General features: G+C 65.8%; 19 protein-coding genes and 1 pseudogene. 12 read left to right on the top strand and 8 right to left on the bottom strand.

What is annotated here, in order from left to right:
• Positions 1 to 76: 76 nt before the first annotated feature.
• Positions 77 to 583 carry a Dps family protein gene (locus BM031_RS22200; protein ID WP_091876726.1) on the bottom strand — a complete coding sequence of 169 codons (507 nt, stop codon included), beginning with the start codon at positions 581 to 583 and terminating at the stop codon, positions 77 to 79.
• Positions 584 to 786: 203 nt separating this feature from the next.
• Between BM031_RS22200 and BM031_RS22195 the strand changes: the two genes are divergently transcribed.
• Positions 787 to 1518 carry a hypothetical protein gene (locus BM031_RS22195; protein ID WP_091876725.1) on the top strand — a complete coding sequence of 244 codons (732 nt, stop codon included), beginning with the start codon at positions 787 to 789 and terminating at the stop codon, positions 1516 to 1518.
• Positions 1519 to 1547: 29 nt separating this feature from the next.
• Here the strand turns inward: BM031_RS22195 and hslO are convergent, their stop codons facing one another.
• Together hslO and BM031_RS22185 are read right to left on the bottom strand one after the other, a co-directional pair.
• Positions 1548 to 2504, bottom strand: coding sequence for an Hsp33 family molecular chaperone HslO (gene hslO, locus BM031_RS22190; protein WP_091876724.1), 957 nt, complete (start codon positions 2502 to 2504; stop codon positions 1548 to 1550).
• A gap of 3 nt (positions 2505 to 2507) precedes the next feature.
• Positions 2508 to 3031, bottom strand: a pseudogene (locus BM031_RS22185) (gamma carbonic anhydrase family protein).
• Positions 3032 to 3177: 146 nt separating this feature from the next.
• Here BM031_RS22185 and BM031_RS22180 point away from each other — a divergent pair.
• The 10 genes from BM031_RS22180 (at position 3178) to bamC (ending at position 11511) form a co-directional block, all read left to right on the top strand.
• The gene (locus tag BM031_RS22180; protein WP_091876723.1) at positions 3178 to 4071 is read left to right on the top strand and encodes an alpha/beta fold hydrolase; all 894 of its coding nucleotides are present in this window, start codon (positions 3178 to 3180) and stop codon (positions 4069 to 4071) included.
• A 224-nt stretch (positions 4072 to 4295) separates the two neighbouring features.
• Positions 4296 to 4967, top strand: coding sequence for a hypothetical protein (locus BM031_RS22175; RefSeq protein ID WP_091876722.1), 672 nt, complete (start codon positions 4296 to 4298; stop codon positions 4965 to 4967).
• A gap of 8 nt (positions 4968 to 4975) precedes the next feature.
• Complete coding sequence (locus BM031_RS22170) at positions 4976 to 5524, top strand: FlgO family outer membrane protein (protein ID WP_091876721.1); 549 nt, start codon at positions 4976 to 4978, stop codon at positions 5522 to 5524.
• Positions 5525 to 5611: 87 nt separating this feature from the next.
• Positions 5612 to 6442: a 3',5'-nucleoside bisphosphate phosphatase gene (locus tag BM031_RS22165; protein ID WP_091876720.1), complete on the top strand. Its 831-nt coding sequence runs from the start codon at positions 5612 to 5614 to the stop codon at positions 6440 to 6442.
• Positions 6443 to 6552: 110 nt separating this feature from the next.
• Positions 6553 to 7431: a protease HtpX gene (gene htpX / locus BM031_RS22160; RefSeq protein WP_091876719.1), complete on the top strand. Its 879-nt coding sequence runs from the start codon at positions 6553 to 6555 to the stop codon at positions 7429 to 7431.
• A gap of 20 nt (positions 7432 to 7451) precedes the next feature.
• On the top strand, positions 7452 to 8075 hold the full coding sequence (locus BM031_RS22155) for an L-threonylcarbamoyladenylate synthase (RefSeq protein WP_091876718.1): 624 nt from the start codon (positions 7452 to 7454) through the stop codon (positions 8073 to 8075).
• A gap of 53 nt (positions 8076 to 8128) precedes the next feature.
• Positions 8129 to 8782 (top strand): site-2 protease family protein, encoded by a 654-nt coding sequence (locus BM031_RS22150; RefSeq protein ID WP_091876717.1) that lies wholly within the window; start codon positions 8129 to 8131, stop codon positions 8780 to 8782.
• A 5-nt stretch (positions 8783 to 8787) separates the two neighbouring features.
• On the top strand, positions 8788 to 9357 hold the full coding sequence (locus BM031_RS22145) for a class I SAM-dependent methyltransferase (protein WP_091876716.1): 570 nt from the start codon (positions 8788 to 8790) through the stop codon (positions 9355 to 9357).
• A gap of 57 nt (positions 9358 to 9414) precedes the next feature.
• Positions 9415 to 10296 (top strand): 4-hydroxy-tetrahydrodipicolinate synthase, encoded by an 882-nt coding sequence (gene dapA, locus BM031_RS22140; RefSeq protein WP_091876715.1) that lies wholly within the window; start codon positions 9415 to 9417, stop codon positions 10294 to 10296.
• 42 nt (positions 10297 to 10338) lie between these two features.
• Positions 10339 to 11511, top strand: a complete 1173-nt coding sequence (bamC, locus tag BM031_RS22135; RefSeq protein ID WP_091876714.1) for an NlpB/DapX family lipoprotein — start codon at positions 10339 to 10341, stop codon at positions 11509 to 11511.
• Positions 11512 to 11698: 187 nt separating this feature from the next.
• Here the strand turns inward: bamC and BM031_RS22130 are convergent, their stop codons facing one another.
• From BM031_RS22130 to BM031_RS22120, 3 genes are all read right to left on the bottom strand, one after another.
• Positions 11699 to 11965, bottom strand: coding sequence for a hypothetical protein (locus BM031_RS22130; protein ID WP_091876713.1), 267 nt, complete (start codon positions 11963 to 11965; stop codon positions 11699 to 11701).
• A 280-nt stretch (positions 11966 to 12245) separates the two neighbouring features.
• On the bottom strand, positions 12246 to 12725 hold the full coding sequence (locus BM031_RS22125; RefSeq protein ID WP_091876712.1) for a DUF7931 domain-containing protein: 480 nt from the start codon (positions 12723 to 12725) through the stop codon (positions 12246 to 12248).
• Positions 12726 to 12741: 16 nt separating this feature from the next.
• Complete coding sequence (locus tag BM031_RS22120; RefSeq protein ID WP_091876711.1) at positions 12742 to 13863, bottom strand: ribosomal protein uL16 3-hydroxylase; 1122 nt, start codon at positions 13861 to 13863, stop codon at positions 12742 to 12744.
• A 77-nt stretch (positions 13864 to 13940) separates the two neighbouring features.
• Between BM031_RS22120 and BM031_RS22115 the strand changes: the two genes are divergently transcribed.
• The gene (locus BM031_RS22115) at positions 13941 to 14477 is read left to right on the top strand and encodes an FKBP-type peptidyl-prolyl cis-trans isomerase (protein ID WP_091876710.1); all 537 of its coding nucleotides are present in this window, start codon (positions 13941 to 13943) and stop codon (positions 14475 to 14477) included.
• A 94-nt stretch (positions 14478 to 14571) separates the two neighbouring features.
• Here BM031_RS22115 and BM031_RS22110 read toward each other — a convergent pair whose 3' ends face one another.
• A complete protein-coding gene (locus tag BM031_RS22110) occupies positions 14572 to 15543 on the bottom strand; it encodes a hypothetical protein (protein WP_091876709.1) in 972 nt (323 codons plus the stop codon).
• On the bottom strand, positions 15543 to 18146 hold the full coding sequence (gene mutS / locus BM031_RS22105; protein ID WP_091876708.1) for a DNA mismatch repair protein MutS: 2604 nt from the start codon (positions 18144 to 18146) through the stop codon (positions 15543 to 15545). The genes BM031_RS22110 and mutS overlap by 1 nt, the downstream gene beginning before the upstream one ends.
• Between the last annotated feature and the right edge of the window lie 87 nt (positions 18147 to 18233).

The following is an 18233-nucleotide window of genomic DNA, read 5'->3' as shown; positions in this document are numbered from 1 at the left end:
GTTCCGGCCTTCGCCGGAAGTCGTAGGCGCCAGTGGCGCGTACGACGTGCGTAAGGGGCTGGACTGACGTGTGACCTCAATCCGACGACGCATCCCCCTGCTTCGCCCCCGCCCCCTGCTCCAGGAACGAGCGCAGCATCCACGCATTCTTTTCATGCACTTCCATCCGCGTCGTCAGCATGTCGGCCGTCGGGAAATCGTCCAGCTCGTCCGCCACCTTCACACCGGCGCGCAGGGTGCGGGTGAGGATTTCGTTGCCGTCCACCAGTTGGCGGATCATTTCCTTGGCCGACAGCACTTCGGGTTCTTCCGTGATGTTCGACAGTTCCGCATAGCGCTTGTAGGTCGCAGGGGCGAAGTGGCCCAGCGCGCGGATGCGCTCGGCGATGTCGTCCAGCGCGGTCCACTGCTCGGTGTACTGCTGCTCGAACATGACGTGCAGGGCCGAGAACATGGGCCCGGTGACGTTCCAGTGGAAGTTGTGGGTCTTCAGGTAGAGCATGTAGGCGTCGGCCAGCACGGTCGAGAGCGATTCGACGATCTTGGCGCGGTCATCGGCGCTGATTCCGGTATCCATGTGCATTGCGGTTTCTCCTTGGGTAGATGCGACAGTGTTCGTGTGGGAATTGCAACACTGTCAAAGATGCATCAGCTTAGCACTCCCTCAAAAAACCGGCGTCCTGTTGTCCCGGTTCATTGGCGGGGCGGTGAAAATGCGCGCATTTTTGCAGTGGGGCTTGCGCTACAATTCCATGTATTGACGTTATCGAACCATCAAGGACAGGCATGAAGCGATTCCTCCTGCTGGCTGCCATGCTGGCGCTGGCCACCACCGTCCACGCGCAGGAAGCGGCGCCGGCCGCCGAGGCGGCGCCCGAGCAGGTCCAGGTCAGCAGCATCAAGGATCCTGCGCTGCGGCCCTACCGCCGCATGGTGCGCGGACTGGACGCCTGGGACGAGAAGCGCGCACTGGCGCCGCTTGCCAGCCTGCGTTTCGAGCTGTGGACCAGCGATGGCCACATGGCCAGGCCGGACGGCCTGCTGCTGCGCATCGCGGGCGACAAGGTGGACATCGCGCTGCCGGTGGATGCCGATGCGACCTTCGTGCTGCCGCGCAGCCAGGAAGCGTATGCGGACGACGCCGACCTGGTCCTGAACCGCAAGAAGGACCAGATCCGCTGGCGCCCGCGCGTGCGCACGCCCGGCGTGCCGGACAACGCGCGCCGGCTCGGCGACCTGCGGCTGGAGTGCGAGGTGGCGCAGGCGGTGCGCAAGGAAGAGATCCCGCTGCTGTACCGGGCGGGCGCGGTGGCGGCGGGCGGCATCTGCAACCTGCCGATGGTGGGCTATGTGTATCGCGCGCCGAAGCAGCTGGTGTCGGCGACGGTGGTGTCCGGCGAGCGCCGGATGGAGCTGGCGCTCGACGGGGGCGGGGCGGGTTTCGTGGCGCCCCTGCGCGACAAGAGCTGGGATAACGACGCGCTGGTGGTGTACCAGTTCGCCGACGTCAAACCGTAGGTGGCCGGCGAAACCGGCCATCCACCCCCTTAGTTGATGCTGCCGCTCGGCGGAATCATGCTCTCCACCGGCACGTCGCTCGCGAACAGCTGCGCGCAGTCGACCTTGTCGAAGGCGTAGTGCTTGCCGCAGAAGTCGCAGTTGATCCCCAGCTCGCCCAGGTCTTCCAGCGCCGACTCGACTTCCGGCTGGCCCAGCATCTTGAGCATGTTGCCGACCTTCTCGCGCGTGCAGCTGCAGTGGAACTGCGGATGCTGCGGGTCGAACACGCGGATGGTCTCTTCCCAGAACAGGCGATTGAGCAGCACTTCGATGCCGGTACTGAGCAGCTCTTCGCGCTTGAGGGTCTGGCCCAGCATGACGGCGCGGTTCCAGGTTTCCAGGTCTTCCTCTTCCGAGGCCTGTTTCTGCTGGTCGTCCTTGCCGCTGTGGCGCGGGAGCTTTTGCAGCAGCAGGCCGCGCGAGACCTGGTCGTCGGCCGCCAGCCACAGGCGCGTGTCCATCTGCTCGGAACGCAGCATGTAGTTTTCGATGACGGTGGCCATGGTGTCGCCGGTGAGCGGCACGATGCCCTGGTAGGGCTGCTGGCCGGGCATCTTGTCGACCGGGTCGAGCGTGATCACGAAGCGGCCCTTGCCATGTACATTGAACATCTGCTCGAGGCTGACGTCGTCGGCGATCTCGGCGTCCGGCGCCAGTTTCGCGGTGGCGCGGATGCGCAGGTCGGCGTCGCATTCGACGACCAGCAGGCGCACCGGCCCGTCGCCGAAGATCTGCATCACGATCGAGCCGTTGAACTTCAGGTTGGCCGAGAGCAGGGCGCTGGCCGCGACCATCTCGCCGAGCGCCGAGCGCACCGCTTTCGGGTAGGCGTGGCGGGCCTGGATCTCGCGCCAGGTGTCGGAAATCTCGATCAGCTCACCGCGCACGGCAGCGTTATCGAAGATGAATTTTTGCAGGGTGTCGCGGGTATCTGGGGTCGTCATTCTTTATCCGATTTTCTTGAGCTGCGCCTTGAATAGCTGGCCGCGCGCCACGTAGCTCGCGGCGCTGGCCTGCAGGCGCAGCAGGTCTTCTTCCGTCAGGGTGCGCACTACCTTGGCGGGCGAACCGATGATCAGCGAACCGTCCGGGAATTCCTTGCCCTCGGTGACCAGGGCCCCGGCGCCCACCAGGCAGCCCTTGCCGATGCGCGCGCCGTTGAGAATCACGGCCTGGATGCCGATCAGCGAGCCGTCGCCCACCGTGCAGCCGTGCAGCATGGCCTGGTGGCCGACCGTCACGTTCTTGCCCAGGGTGAGGGGGAAGCCATGTCGGTGTGCATCACCGTTCCTTCCTGCACGTTGCTGTTTTCGCCGATGGTGATGCGTTCGTTGTCGCCGCGCAGCGTGGCGCCGTACCACACCGAGGCGTTCGCCTCGAGCGTCACCTTGCCGATCAGGGTTGCCGAATCGGCCACGAAACTTGATTCGTCAATCTCGGGCGCAATCTCGCCCAGCTGGTAAATCGCCATGGATGTGCTCGCAGAAGCTGTGAAGTGCCGCTATTGTAAACCCTGCGCCCGCCATCGTCCGGTCGCTGGCAAATGGGGCCACCCCCGGCGAAATCAAGAAGCCCCGGGTATAATTCGAACGGTCGTTCTTTTCTAGCCGAGACAGCATGCATCCCTCCCGTTCCGAATTTTTCACCGTGCGCGGCCTGCGCACCCATGTCCGCCATTGGGGCCGCGAAGGCGCGCCAAAAATCTTCATGCAGCACGGCTGGATGGACGTCTCCGCGTCGTTCCAGTTCGTGGTCGATTGCCTGAAGCAGGATTGGCACGTCATCGCCTTCGACTGGCGCGGTTTCGGCCTGAGCGAGCGCTCACCCTCAGACACCTACTGGTTCCCCGACTACCTGGCCGACCTGGAAGCGGTGCTCGACCATTACGCGCCCGGCGCGCCCGTCAACCTGCTGGGCCACAGCATGGGCGGCAATATCGCCAGCCTGTACGCGGGCGTGCGGCCGCAGCGCATCGCCAGGCTGATCAACCTGGAAGGCTTCGGCCTCCCGGCCAGCCGGCCCTCGCAGGCGCCGGGACGCTTCGCCAAATGGCTCGACGAACTGCGCATCAAGCCCGAGATGCGCGGCTACGCCAGCCTGGAAGAGGTGGCGGCGCGCCTGCAGAAGACCAACCCGCGCCTGCCGGCGCAGCGCGCCGCTTTCCTGGCCGGGCACTGGTCGGCGCAGGATGCCGATGGCCAGTGGCGCATCCTGGGCGACCCGGCGCACAAGATGACCGGGCCGCTGCTGTATCACGCGGACGAGGTGCTGGCGTGCTGGTCGCAGATCACGGCGCCGGTGCTGTGGGTCGAGGCCGAGGAGACCGAGATGTGGCGCTGGATGGGGCCGAAGGAGCAGGCCAGGGCGGAGATCGACCGCCGCCGCAGCCACCTGGCGCAGGTAACGGCGCGCATGATGCCGGGGGCGGGGCATATGCTGCATCATGACCAGCCGGAGGTGCTGGCGGGGATGATCGAGGGGTTTTTGATGGGTTCGGACGTTCCGGGCTGATCACGTAAATTGGGTTCCCGCCTGCGCGGGAACGACGTGCTGGAGCTAGTGGCCAACGGTAGCGCCGTCATTCCCGCGCAGGCGGGAATCCAAGTTCGCCGCGCCCACCCAACGTTGTAAGCACCCCTCACGCCCGATCATCAGAATTGCTCCAAAGAAACGCCTGTGCTACAGTCCCTGCCGAACGGCCACCCCGGCCGACGACACACCCCCACAGGACCCCCATGCGATTTCGAGCCGGCCTCGCGCTCACCGGCGCCCTAGCGATGAGCGGCTGCGCCGTTCCTTACACGCCCGCCCCGGTAGCCACGAATTTCCCCAGCACCCAGCAGGCCAAGCTGCAGGCGGCCGCGCACTGGGGCGCCATTGCGCGCCACATGGCCGGCCAGCTGGCGCCGTCGCTCAAGGCCAACGCGCGCCGCCCGCTGTATGTGACGTCGCAGCAGTCGACCGCCTTCGCCCAGGGCGTGAGCGCCCACCTGGTCACGGCCCTGGTCAATGACGGCTACGTGCTGGTCAAGGTACCGGATGCGAACGCGCTGCGGATCGAACTCGACACCCAGGTCGTCGGCTTCGCCCCGAATCGCCCCCAGTACAAGTTTGCCGGCGAGCGCTCCGCGCTGGTGGCCGGCGCCTGGGTGCTGACCGGGATCGACCACTCGACCCTGTGGCTGGCCAGCGCCGCGATCGCCGGCCAGGACGCGTACGCCTGGTTCCGCTCGCAGTTCGCGAACGGCGCCACGCCCAGGACCGAGATCATCGTCAACCTGTCGCTGGCCGACGACAGCCGCTACTATGCGCGCACGACCAGTGTCTACTACACCGTGGACACCGACCGCGCGCTGTACGACGCCGCTTCCCAACCGACCAAGACCTTCGCGGTCCGCAACCACTAAGGCCCGCCATGCGAACCACGATGCTGCGCGCCGCCGCGCTGGCCACCATGCTGCTGCTGGGCGGCTGCGCCCTGCAGCCGCAGGAAGACACCAATTACACCTCGGTCTCGGCGAACGCCTTTGTCGCCGCCAACTACCGCGCGGCCGATGTGCTGGCGGCCCAGTTGCGCGGCAAGCTGGCCGACGACAAGCCGTTGATCATGGCCACCGTGGTCAACATCGACGCGCTCGAACAGACCTCGATGCTCGGCCGCCTGGTGTCGGAACAGCTCTCGACCCGCCTGGCGCAGGGCGGCATGAAGATGCTGGAAATGAAGCTGCGCAACAGCGTTTACCTCAAGCGCAACCAGGGTGAGCTCATGCTTACGCGCGAAATCGGCGACGTCGCGCATGCCCACAATGCGCAGGCGGTCGTGGTCGGCTCGTACGCCGAGACCCGCGACGCCGTCTTCATCAACATCAAGGTGATCCAGCCGGCCACCAACCTGGTGCTGGCCGGCCATGACTACGTGCTGGCGAAAGAGGGTACGGTCAGGTCGATGCTGCAGTCCTACTGAGGCGCTCCCCGGCGCCGCAGCACGGCGGGCGTTTGACGCGTACAATGCTTGGCTCCAAAGCCCATACCATGTTACCGCCGCCGCGCCATGAAAGTCGATCTCCACTGCCATTCCAGCGTCTCCGACGGGGTGCTCGCCCCGGCGGCCGTTGCCGCCTACGCCCGCAAGGGCGGCGTCGACGTGTGGGCGCTGACCGACCATGACGAAATCGGCGGCATCAAGGCCGCCCGCGCAGCCGCCGGCCGGCTCGGGATGCGCTTCGTCGCCGGCGTCGAGATTTCGGTCACCTGGGCCAACGAGACGGTGCACATCGTCGGCCTGCAGGTGGACGAAGACAACCGGGCGCTGACCGACGGCCTGGCCGCGACCCGCAACGGCCGCCAGGACCGGGCCCGCGAGATCGCGGCGCAGCTCGACCAGGCCGGCATTCCGGGCGCCTACGAAGGCGCGCTGCGCTTCGTCGGCAACCCGGACCTGATGTCGCGCACCCACTTCGCGCGCTACCTGGTCGAACGCGGCGTGTGTGGCTCGCCATCCGAAGTCTTCCGCAAATACCTGACCGAAGGCAAGCCGGGTTACGTGCCGCACCGCTGGGCCACGCTGGCCCAGGCGGTCGGCTGGATCCGTGGGGCGGGCGGGATTGCCGTGATCGCCCACCCGGGGCGCTATCCGTTCAGCGTCACCGCCGAGGGCGCGCTGTTCGACGAATTCCGCCAGCTCGGCGGCACGGCGATCGAGGTGGTGACTGGCAGCCATACGCCGGACCAGTACGCCATCTATGCCGAGCAGGCGCGGCGCTACGGCTTCCTGGCCTCGCGCGGGACCGATTTCCATGCGCCGGGCGAAGCGCGCGTGGAATTTGCCGAGCTGCCCGCGCTTCCCGCAGGCTTGACGCCGGTCTGGCACGACTGGTTCTGAACGCGCCGAGAGGTTTGAATCGGCCCTTGTGACGGCCGAGCCCTTGAATTTTCCCATCTCAGCCCTATCTTGTCAGCCTGACACCATCAAGCTGCCCGGAGGCCTGTTCCATGAAGCGCATCGTCCTGTTCCTCGCCACCAACCTGGCCGTCGTGCTGGTGGTGACGCTCGTCCTGAACCTGCTGGGGGTCGGGCGCGCCGTCACGGGTCAGGGCATCGACGTCGGCGCGCTGGCGGTGTTTTCGCTGGTGGTCGGCTTCACCGGCTCCTTCATCTCGCTCCTGCTGAGCAAGCCGATGGCCAAGTGGTCCACCGGTGCGCGCGTCATCGAGCAGCCGGCCAACAGCACCGAGCAGTGGCTGGTGAGCACGGTGCGCAAGCTCTCCGAGCGCGCCGGCATCGGCATGCCGGAAGTGGCGGTCTACGACGGCGAGCCGAACGCCTTCGCCACCGGCGCCTTCAAGAATTCCGCCCTGGTGGCCGTGTCCACCGGCTTGCTCGCCAATATGAACCAGGACGAAGTCGAGGCCGTGCTCGGCCACGAAGTGGCGCACATCGCCAATGGCGACATGATCACGCTCACCCTGATCCAGGGCGTGGTCAATACCTTCGTCGTGTTCCTGGCGCGCGTGGTCGGCTTTTTCGTCGACAAGGTATTGCTGCGCAATGAAGGCCGCGGCCCCGGCATCGGCTACATGATCACCGTCTTCATCTGCGAGATCCTGTTTGGCATCGTCGCCTCGATCATCGTGGCCTGGTTCTCGCGCAAGCGCGAATTCCGCGCCGACGCGGGCGCCGCCAAACTGATGGGCACCCCGGTGCCGATGCAGCATGCACTGGCCCGCCTCGGCGGCCTGGCGCCGGGCGCCTTGCCCTCGTCGATGGCCGCTTCCGGCATTTCCGGCAGTGGCGGCGGCGGCTGGGGCGCGCTGTTCTCGACCCACCCGCCGATGGAGCAGCGCATCGCCGCGCTGCAGTCGCTGCGCTAACAACAAGAAAGCTGCCGCCCATGGCCCAACACTTCCAGATCCACCCCGAGAACCCGCAGGCGCGCCTGATCAAGCAGGCCGCCCAGATCATCACCGCCGGCGGGATCGTTGCCGCGCCCACCGATTCGGCGTATGCACTGGTGTGCCGCCTGGACGACAAGACCGCGGTCGAGAAGCTGCGCCGCATCCGGGGGGTCGACGACAAGCACCACCTGACCTTGCTGGTGCGCGACCTGTCGGCGATCGCCCACTTCGCGCGCGTCGACAATACCCAGTACCGCCTGCTCAAGGCCACCATGCCGGGGCCCTACACCGTGATCCTCGAAGCGACGCGCGAAGTGCCGCGCCGCCTGTCGCACCCGTCGCGCAAGACCATCGGCGTGCGCGTGCCCGAGAACCACATCCTGCTGGCCCTGCTCGAAGAACTGGGCGAGCCGCTCATCGGCACCACCTTGCAGTTGCCCGGCGACGACCACATGCTGTCCGACCCGGACGAAGTGCTGGAGCGCCTGGGCAAGCAGATCGAACTGGTGATCGACGGCGGCGCCGGCACGCTGGAAGCGACCACGGTGGTCGACCTGACCGGCCCGGCGCCGGAACTGGTGCGCGAGGGCAGGGGCGACCCGGCGGCGTTTGGATTGTAGGCCTTCAGTTTCCTTTAACTGGCGGTCATCCTGCCTCTGTTAGAATTCCCCCCATGGATGACCTGATTCGTAACATCGCTGTCTATGCGCTACCCGTTCTTTTTGCGATTACCCTGCATGAAGCTGCCCACGCCTACGTCGCCCGCTACTTCGGCGACAACACCGCCTATGCCGCGGGGCGCATGACACTCAACCCGCTGGTGCACATCGATCTCTTTGGCACCATCGTCATTCCCATCGCGCTCTACCTGACCACCGGCTTCGTGTTCGGCTATGCCAAGCCGGTGCCGATCGACTTCGGCAACCTGCGCAACCCCAAGCGCGACATGGCCTGGGTGGCGCTGGCCGGTCCCGGCGCGAACTTCATCATGGCGCTGATGTGGCTGGTGTTCGCGGTGCTGCTGGTGGCCTTCGGCGTGGGCGAGGAATTTCCGCACAAGGTGGCGCAGGCCGGCCTGTTTACCAACTTGCTGATGTTCGCGTTCAACCTGCTGCCGATCCCGCCGCTCGACGGAGGCCGCGTGCTGACCAGCATGCTGCCCAACCGCCTCGCCTATAAATTCGCGCGCATCGAGCCCTACGGCTTCTTCATCGTGCTGGGGCTGATCTTCATGAACCTGCTCACCTTCTGGGTGACGCCGGTGATGATGCTCGGCCGCATGCTGCTGCAGCTGATCGCCTCGCCCCTGACCCTGCTGCTGACGTGACGCCGATGCCGAACCTGCCCGCGTCGTCCTGGGTGGCGCGCTTCGCGCCGCTGGCGCCACCGGGCGAGGTGCTCGACCTGGCCTGCGGCGGCGGGCGCCACACGCGCCTGTTCGCGGCGCGCGGCATGCAGGTGCTGGCGCTGGACCGCAATCCCGAACTGCTGGCCGCGCTGGCCGGGCCGACGGTCACGACCATGGAGCACGACCTCGAGCAGGAGGGCGCCGCGTGGCCGTTCGCACCCGGCCGCTTCGCCGCCATCGTGGTCACCAATTACCTGCACCGCCCGTTGTTCGCGCAGCTGGCCGCCAGCCTGCGGCCGGACGGCATCCTGGTGTATGAAACCTTCGCCCAGGGGAACGCCGTGTACGGCAAACCGTCCAACCCGGACTTCCTGCTGGCGCCGGGCGAACTGCTGGCGCTGGCGCGCGCAGGCGGGCTGCAGGTGCTGGCCTATGAAGACGGCCACGTCGACCATCCGCACCCGGCGCAGGTGCAGCGCCTGTGCGCGGCCGGGCCGGCCTTCGCCAAAACCGAGGCCAAGCTCGACCATAATGTGGCAGCGAATGAACCATAGTGGCGGGCGATCCGCTACAATCAAGCTTTTATTTACTCCATGGCATGGCCAACGCATATGATTAAGGGCAGCATCGTAGCAATCGTCACCCCGATGTTCGAGGACGGCAGCCTTGACCGCGATTCCCTGCGCAAGCTGATCGACTGGCACGTCGCGGAAGGCACCGATGGCATCGTCATCGTCGGCACCACGGGCGAATCCGCCACCGTCTCGCCCGACGAACATGCCGAACTGATCAAGATCGCGGTGGACCACGCCGCAGGCCGCATCCCCGTCATCGCCGGTGCGGGCGGCAATTCCACGGTCGAGGCCATCGCACTGACCCGCCATGCGAAGGACGTCGGCGCCGACGCCACGCTGCAGGTGGTCCCGTACTACAACCGCCCGACCCAGGAAGGCATGTACCGCCACTTCCGCGCCATCGCCGAAGCGGTCGAGCTGCCGGTGATCCTGTACAACGTGCCGGGCCGTACCGTGGCCGACATGGCCAATGACACCGTCGCGCGCCTGGCGCCGATCGAGAACATCGTCGGCATCAAGGACGCGACCGGCAACATCGGCCGCGGCATCGAGCTGCTGCGCATGGTCGACCCATCCTTCGCCGTGTATTCGGGCGACGACCCGACCGCGATGGCCCTGATGTTCTGCGGCGCCGCCGGCAATATCTCGGTGACCGCCAACGTGGCCCCGCGCGCGATGCACGAACTGTGCGCCGCCGCCATGGCGCGCGACGTCGCCCGCGCCGTCGAGATCAACAACGGCTTGCTCGACCTGCACGCCAGGCTGTTCGTCGAACCGAACCCGGTCCCGGTGAAATGGGCCCTGGCCGAAATGGGCAGGATCCCGCATGGCCTGCGCCTGCCACTGGCGCCGCTGTCGGCGCCGTATCACGACACCGTACGTTCCGCACTGGCCCAGGCCGGCCTTCTCCAGTCCTGAACCCGCAAGGGTTCCGGTTCACAGCAACTGACATTGAACGACATGACTATTCGCACCAAAAAGAACTCGACGACCCTGGTTTCCGCTCCCGCTGCCGTGCGCGTCCTGGCGCTGAGCGCGATGGCCCTGAGCCTGGCGGCCTGCACCACCGTGTTCGAATCGGACAAGGTCGACTACCGCGGCGCCAAGAAGGCAGCCCCGCTGGATGTCCCTCCTGACCTGACCGCCCTGCAGCGCGACAACCGCTACGCCGTCCCGGACGGCAAGGGCGTGGCCACCGCATCGGGCTTCCAGCAATCGCGCGCCGGCGCCGTCCAGGGCGCGGCCCCGGTGGCAGGCTCGATGGACACCATCGGCCCGGTCTCGACCGACGCCGTCAGCGTCCAGCGCAACGGCGACCAGCGCTGGCTGGTGGTCAAGCAAACCCCGGAGCAACTGTGGCCGCAGCTGCGCCAGTTCTGGGAAAACCAGGGCTTCGCCATCGAGACCGAATCGGCCACGACCGGCACCATGGAAACCACCTGGGTCGAAAACCGCTCGAAGATCCCGCAGGACTTCATCCGCCGCGCGATCGGCCGCGTGTTCGACAGCGCCTACTCGACCGGCGAGCGCGACAAGTTCCGCACCCGCCTCGAGCGCCTGCCGGACGGCTCGACCGAAATCTACGTGAGCCACCGCGGCGCCGAAGAAGTCCTGACCGGCGCCGGCAAGGAAACCACCGCCTGGACCGTGCGTCCGAACGACCCGGGCCTGGAATCGCAGTTCCTGGGCCGCCTGGTGGCGCAGCTGACCGGCGTGAAGGAAACCAAGAGCGCCGAAACCATGGTCGCGAATGCGCCGGTGGGCGTGCAGCACGCCACGCTGGTCGGCAATGCCGTGCAGCTGGACGAAGGTTTCGACCGCGCCTGGCGCCGCGTCGGCCTGGCGCTGGACCGCGTCGGCTTCACCGTGGAAGACCGCGACCGCGTGCAGGGCGTGTACTTCGTGCGCTACGTCGATCCGGACGCGGCCAACAAGGAAGGCTTCTTCAAGAAGCTGCTCACCTTCGGCAGCGCCGAAGAGAAGGCCAAGGAAGCGCAGCGCTATCGCGTGCTGGTCAAGGCGGAGCAGGGCGCGGCAGTGAGCGCGGTGACCGTGCAGACCAATGACGGCAAGTCGGAGACTGGCGAGACCGGGGCGAAGATCCTGAAATTGCTGGCCGAAGAGTTGAAGTAATTCTTGGCGCGCGGGCGTTGAATGAGAAACCGGCCTGGATGGCCGGTTTTTTTATGGGCTGGTGGATGGCTTGCAAAATTGGGTCCCGGCGCAGGCCGGGACCCAAGTTCGTCGTGCAAACCACACTCTACAAACCTCCAGACGAAAAAAAACCGACCCGAAGGCCGGTCTTTTCAGACCAAGTGAATTACTTGGTTGCAGCAGCGTCAGCAGCTTGCGAAGCAGCGGTCGAAGCGGCAGCAGCAGCGTCGGCAGCGGTCGAAGCGGCCATCGAAGCAGCAGCAGCAGCGTCAGCAGCGACGGTTGCGTCAGCGGCTGGAGCGACGACAGCAGCGTCGGTGGTTGCAGCAGGTGCTTCGACAGCAGCTGGTGCAGCAGGAGCAGCTTCTTCTTTCTTGCTGCAAGCAGCCAGAGCAACAGCCATCAGGGAAACGATCAGCAGGGATTTTTTCATGATTTTCCTTAATATTTCAAAAGTAAGTACTGCTTGTTTGAATAATAATTACCGGTAATTATTGCTCAGCGGAATTCTCGTGCTTTCATAGAAAGCAAGACTGCCAGATTGGCAACGGAACCTTCCTGACCTGATATTATAGCCAAATTTACTGAATCGCAATAGCGAACACATGCCATGGCGAAAGTATTTTGCGACTTAATAAGCTTTAGTTTGTTACAAGTTGCAACCGCCGGAAAAAGTGGACAATTTAACTACGCCGCTGCCTGTTTTTAGTGCGTTACAGACCGGTAGTTGTCGGCTGTAAAGTAACTGCAGACTCTTCCCAAATTGCATCAAAACGATGGCGCGGCAAGTCCACGGCGCCTGGCGACGCGAACGCCGCTTCCCCGCGCATGTGGTCGCTGTGGAAACGCCGCAGCACGTGAACATCATCCACGATACAGAACGAATCGGTCAGCCCATGCAGCGCTCTCGGCGTGGCGCGGCAGGCGACCCCGTGGCTGTAGTCGCGCAGCAGGCGCTGGAAGCGCGGGAAATGGCGTTCGATGTGCGCCGGCGTATGCATCGCCACGCGCAGCACGCCGCCACCCTTCAGGAATGCGCGCAGCGCCGCATCGACATCCGTCGCCCCGAGCGCGAACACCGCGCAGTCCGGGTCGAACAGGTCGATCCGCGCGCGCGCCGCCGCCAGGCAGGCGCGCAACTGCGCCCCGAACCCGGCCAGAGAATCGAAACGCGTCGTCACCGGCTCCTGCATGGCGTTCCTTCCGTGTTTATCCCAGTTCCAGCCAGCCGTCCTGGTACCAGGTGTACAGCGCTTCGAGCACGTCGTCGGTGGCGTCGCCCAGCAGTTCGCCATCCAGGCGGCGCTCGTTGGCCAGCGTATCGAGCACCACCTTGTCGGCCCGGCCCACGGCGAACGACTCGCCGTTGATGAAGACGTTCTTGCCGCGGTAGAGCATCAGGGTCTTGGGCGAGAGCTTCAGGCCCTTCTTCGCCGCCGTTTCCATGAAGCGGCCATTGGTCAGCGGCTTTTCCGGGCCGGTGAAGAAGACGTTGTGCTTCGGTTCGGACAGGTACTCGCCCAGGAAGATGGTGACGTCTTCTTCGTCCCAGCGCACCTTGTTGAGTTCTTCGGTGACGCTGGCCAGCATCTCGCGCGGGATCTCGGCCGGGGATTTCGCTTCCTGCAGTTTCGGGTCGGCGTAGCGGCCCGGCAGGTCGATGGAATCGGCCATGAACTGCAGGAAGGCTTCGCCCAGTTCCTGGAACGACGGCGAGCGGAAACCGATCGAGTAGGTCATGCATTCGCCCTCGGCCACGCCGTCGTGGGCGTAGTGGGGCGGCAGGTAGAGCATGTCGCCCGGCTCGAGCACGAATTCTTCGTCGGCCTCGAAGTTGGCCAGGATCTTCAGCGGCATGCCTTCGACAATGTCGAGGTCCTGCTGGGCGCTGATGCGCCAGCGGCGCTTGCCCTGGGCCTGCAGCAGGAACACGTCGTAGGAATCGAAGTGCGGGCCGACGCCGCCGCCATCGCTGGCGTAGCTGACCATCAGGTCGTCGAGGCGCGCGTCCGGCACGAAGCGGAACTGGCGCAGCAGCTCGTCGGCGCGCTCGTCGTACAGGTTGACGCCCTGGACCAGCATGGTCCATTCGCGTTCGCCGCGCCCGGGCAGCTCGGTGAGCGGACCGTGCTGCATGTCCCACTGGCCGTCGCGCTGGGTGACCAGGCGCGACTCGACGTAGTTCTGGCGCGCCATCTCGGCCAGCTTCTCGAACTTGAGCAGCGGCTTGAAGCCCGGGATGGCCTGGCGGATGAGCAGGGGTTTCTTGTGCCAGTAATCGCGCAGGAACTGAGCGGGAGTAATATTCCCAAGAAGCGGTAATTTTTTCATACGCCATTATAACCAGCCAAGCCGGGCCCACGGCCGGGTGAGGTTATAATCCGCACCTTACATAGAAAGGATCTGCGATGAAGATTGCGAAGAATACGGTCGTGACGGTGAACTACAAACTGTCGGATGCACAGAACAACCTGATCGAAGAGGGCTCGCAGCCGATGGTGTACCTGCACGGCGGCTATGAAAACACCCTGCCGAAAATCGAAGAAGAACTCGACGGCAAGGAAACCGGCTACGCATCGACGATCCAGGTCGAGCCGGACGATGCATTCGGCGACTACGATCCCGCCATGGTCAAAGTCGAAGACCGCAAGCTGCTGCCGGAGCCGCTCGAAGTGGGCATGCAGTTCGAAGGCGTCGCTGAAGGCGTGGACGACGAACCGACCATCTTCACCGTGACCGACATCGCCGACGACAAGGTCGTCCTCGACGGCAACCACCCGCTGGCCGGCATGGCGCTGCGCTTCGAGCTCGAAGTGGTCGACGTGCGCGCCGCCTCGGACGAGGAAATCGCCCACGGCCACGTGCATGGGGCGCATGGGCACCACCATGAAGAGCTCGATGACAGCGAAGAGGGTGATCACTTCCGGAGTCAGCCGCTGCAGTAATGGTTCGCGCCTGCGGCGCTCAATGAGCGCTGTGGGCTTGCATCGAAACTTGGGTTCCCGCGCAGGCGGGAACCCAATTTCATTTGAGCAGCCGCTAACGCAACCCCTCACCCAGCACAAACACCTTCTCCCCCTTGCCCGCCACCCGCACCTCCACCGCGTGCGTCCCGACCGACAAGTGGCCCAGGTTGCCGCGCCATTCGATCGCCGGCTTGGATTCCTTCGGCAGCCCTGCGCTGTCCACCACCAGCACCTGTCCCTTGAACTTGGCCGCCTGCTGCTGCACCTGGCGGCGCGTGTTGGCAAACCCGTCATGCCCGGTCGGGGTACGCTGCAGCAGCGCGCGCAGGCCGTTGGCCGGCTGCAGCAGCGGCTGCATATTTCCTTCGCCGAACAGCACCACGGCGTCCACCTTGTCCTGCTTCGCAATCGCGAACAGGCGGTTGAGCCAGAAGCGGTTGGCCACGGCGCGGTCTTCGTACTCGCTGTTGCGTCCGGCCGCGGGCAGGTAGTTGTTGTTCGCAGCCGGCAGGTTGATGGTCGCGTACAGCACCTTGCCCACCTGCCAGTGGGCGTTTTCGGCATAGCTGCGAAAGCGCGGGCTGCTCGACAGGCGGGAGACCAGCAGCTTTTCCTTGCCGAGCGATTCCGGCTCGCCGTAGAACAGTTCGCGCAGCCGGTTCAGGCGTTCGATGGCGTTTGTGCGCCCCAGCGAATTGCGGCAGCCGGTCCAGTCGCTGCCGGTGATCGACAGGATGACAGGGCGCTTGGCCTTGTCGAACAGGTCGCGCCGCTTCTGGTAGACGCGGTCGCCGCAAGGCTCCGCCGCGCCCTTGATGCCGGTGACGACGAGGAAGTCGAGCTTGTCGTCCTTGGCGTCGTCGAGCAGGGCTTGCAGCGCCGCTTCGCCGCCGTCCGCCGCGCGGTGGCCGACGATGCCGAAGTGGTGGGCGCCGAGCTCCTCCACCTTGTCCTTCTCCTTCTTCTTGTCGCGCGCGGCGCCGGGCGCCGCGCTGAGCGCGGCCGCCAGCAGCACGGCAAGAAGGAGTGGACGGCGCGCCGGCATCAGGCGGCGAGCCGTTTCAGCTCGTAGAGCCGCTCGAGGGCTTCGCGCGGGCTCAGGGCGTCCGGATCGATGGCGTCGAGTGCGCGCAGCAAGCCGTCCTGCGGGGCGCTGGGCGCCGGGTGCTGCGGCGCGGCCTCGTCGGCATCGTCGACGTCGGGGCTGGGCGCGGCGAACAGGTCGAGTTGCGGGGTGGCGTCGAGGGCCTGCGATTCGAGGCGCGCCAGGTGCTTGCGCGCGGCGCGGATTACTTGCGGGGGCACGCCCGCAAGCTGGGCCACCTGCAGGCCGTAGCTTTGCGAGGCCGGGCCGTCCTGCACCGCGTGCAGGAACACGATGCTGTCCTTGTGCTCGACCGCCGACAGGTGCACGTTGACCGCGCTCGGGTGCGCGTCCGGCAGCTGGGTGAGCTCGAAGTAGTGAGTCGCGAACAGCGTGAAGCTGCGGCTGGTGTCGATCAGGTGGCGCGCGATCGCCCAGGCCAGCGCCAGGCCATCGAACGTGGAGGTACCGCGGCCCACTTCGTCCATCAGCACCAGCGAATGCTCGGTGGCGCCATTGAGGATGGCGGCCGATTCGGTCATCTCGACCATGAAGGTCGAACGGCCGTTGGCCAGGTCGTCGCTGGCGCCGATGCGGGTGAAGATGCGGTCGATCGGGCCGATCGTGGCACTGGTGGCCGGCACGTAGCTGCCGACATAGGCCAGCAGCGTGATCAGGGCGACCTGGCGCATGAAGGTCGATTTACCGCCCATGTTCGGGCCGGTGATCAGGAGCAGGCGCCGATTGTCCGAGAGGCGGCAGTCGTTGGCGATGAAGCGCTCGATCTGGTTTTCCACCACCGGGTGGCGGCCTTCGACGATGTTCAGGCAGGGGGCGTCGACGAGTTGCGGCGCGCACCAGTTGTTGCGCACCGCGTGGCTGGTGAGGGCCACCAGCACGTCGAGCTGCGCCAGGCCATTGGCCACCGACTGCAGCACGCTGATGAAAGGCGCCAGCTCGCCCAGCAGGGCGTCGTACAGCATCTTCTCGCGCGCCAGCGCCCGGTCCTGCGCCGACAGGGCCTTGTCTTCGAAGGCCTTGAGTTCGGGCGTGATATAGCGCTCGGCGTTCTTCAGGGTCTGGCGGCGGCGGTAGTCTTCCGGCACCTTGTCGGCCTGGCCGTTGGTGACTTCGATGTAGAAGCCGTGCACCCGGTTGTACTCGACGCGCAGGTTCGCAATGCCGGTGCGGGCGCGCTCGCGTGTTTCGAGATCGACCAGGAACTGTCCGGCGTTCTCGGACAGCGCGCGCAGCTCGTCGAGCTCCGCATCGTAGCCGCGTGCGAACACGCCGCCGTCGCGCACCATCACGCTCGGCTCTTCCATGATGGCGCGGGTGAGCAGGTCGAGGCAGGCCTCGGGCGGCGCCAGCAGGTCGTGGATTTCGCGCAGCAGGCTGGTGTCGCCCGGGATGAAGCAACGCGCCACTTCCTCGCGCAGGGCCGGCAGGGTCTTGAGGCCGTCGCGCAGGCAGGACAGGTCGCGCGGACGCGCCGACAGCAGGGCGATACGGGTGGTGATGCGTTCGATGTCGGGCACGTTGGCCAGGGTAGCGGACAGGCTGCGCGACGCATCCGCCTGGGCCAGCGCTTCGATCGCCTCATGGCGCGAGCGGGCCACCTTCTGGTTGCGGCGCGCGTGGTGCAGCCAGTGGCGCAGCAGGCGCGAGCCCATCGCGGTGCGGCACCCGTCGAGCAGCGAGAACAGGGTCGGCGCTTCCTGGCCGCGGATGGTCTCGGTGAGTTCGAGGTTGCGGCGCGTGGCGGCGTCCAGCCCGATGTACTCGTTCTCCATCTCGCAGGACAGGCTGTTCACGTGCTGCAGGCCGCGGCCTTGCGTGGCCTGCGCATAGCGCAGCAGCGCGCCCGCGGCGCCAAAGGCCGCGCCCATGCCGTCTGCGCCAAAACCGGTGAGGGTGGCGACCTTGAGCTGCTCGAGCAGCGACTCGTGGCCCTTCAGGACATCGAAGTGCCACTCCGGCACGCGCTGGGTGTGCGCCACCGGTTCGGATTCGAACAGGTCGGCGCAGTCGGCGCGCAGGATCTCGGCCGGCGAGATGCGTTCGAGTTCATGTGCCAGGCGCGCTTCGACCGCTTTCTGGTCGCCCGCGAATTCCATCAGGCGCAGGTTGCCGCTGGCCAGCGACAGCCAGGCCATGCCGACCGTGACGGTCTTGCGCTGGCCGTGCATGCACATGGCCAGCAGCGGGCGCTCGGCTTTTTCCGGCAGCAGGTCGCTGTCGGTGAGGGTGCCCGGCGTGACCACCCGCACCACCTTGCGCTCGACCGGCCCCTTGGACAGGGCTGGGTCGCCGATCTGTTCGCAGATGGCGCAGGATTCGCCCTGCTTGACCAGCTTGGCCAGGTAGCCGTCCAGCGAGTGGAAGGGCACGCCCGCCATCTTGATCGGGTTGCCGCCCGAGCTGCCGCGCGCGGTCAGCGTGATGCCGAGCACGCGCGAGGCCTTCTCGGCATCCTCGAAGAACAGCTCGTAGAAATCGCCCATGCGGTAGAACACCAGCATGGTGGGGTAATCGGCCTTGATGCGTAGATATTGTTGCATCATAGGGGTAATCTTGCTTTTGCCGATATCGGTAACCTGTTGATCTAGCGGCATTTGTTCAGCTAAGTCCATGTTCTATAAGGGTGTGCG

It is taken from the genome of Massilia yuzhufengensis (genome assembly GCF_900112225.1).
Lineage (GTDB): Bacteria > Pseudomonadota > Gammaproteobacteria > Burkholderiales > Burkholderiaceae_D > Telluria > Telluria yuzhufengensis.
Note: the sequence above shows the minus strand (reverse complement) of the source record. Positions and strands in the feature narration are given on the sequence as shown.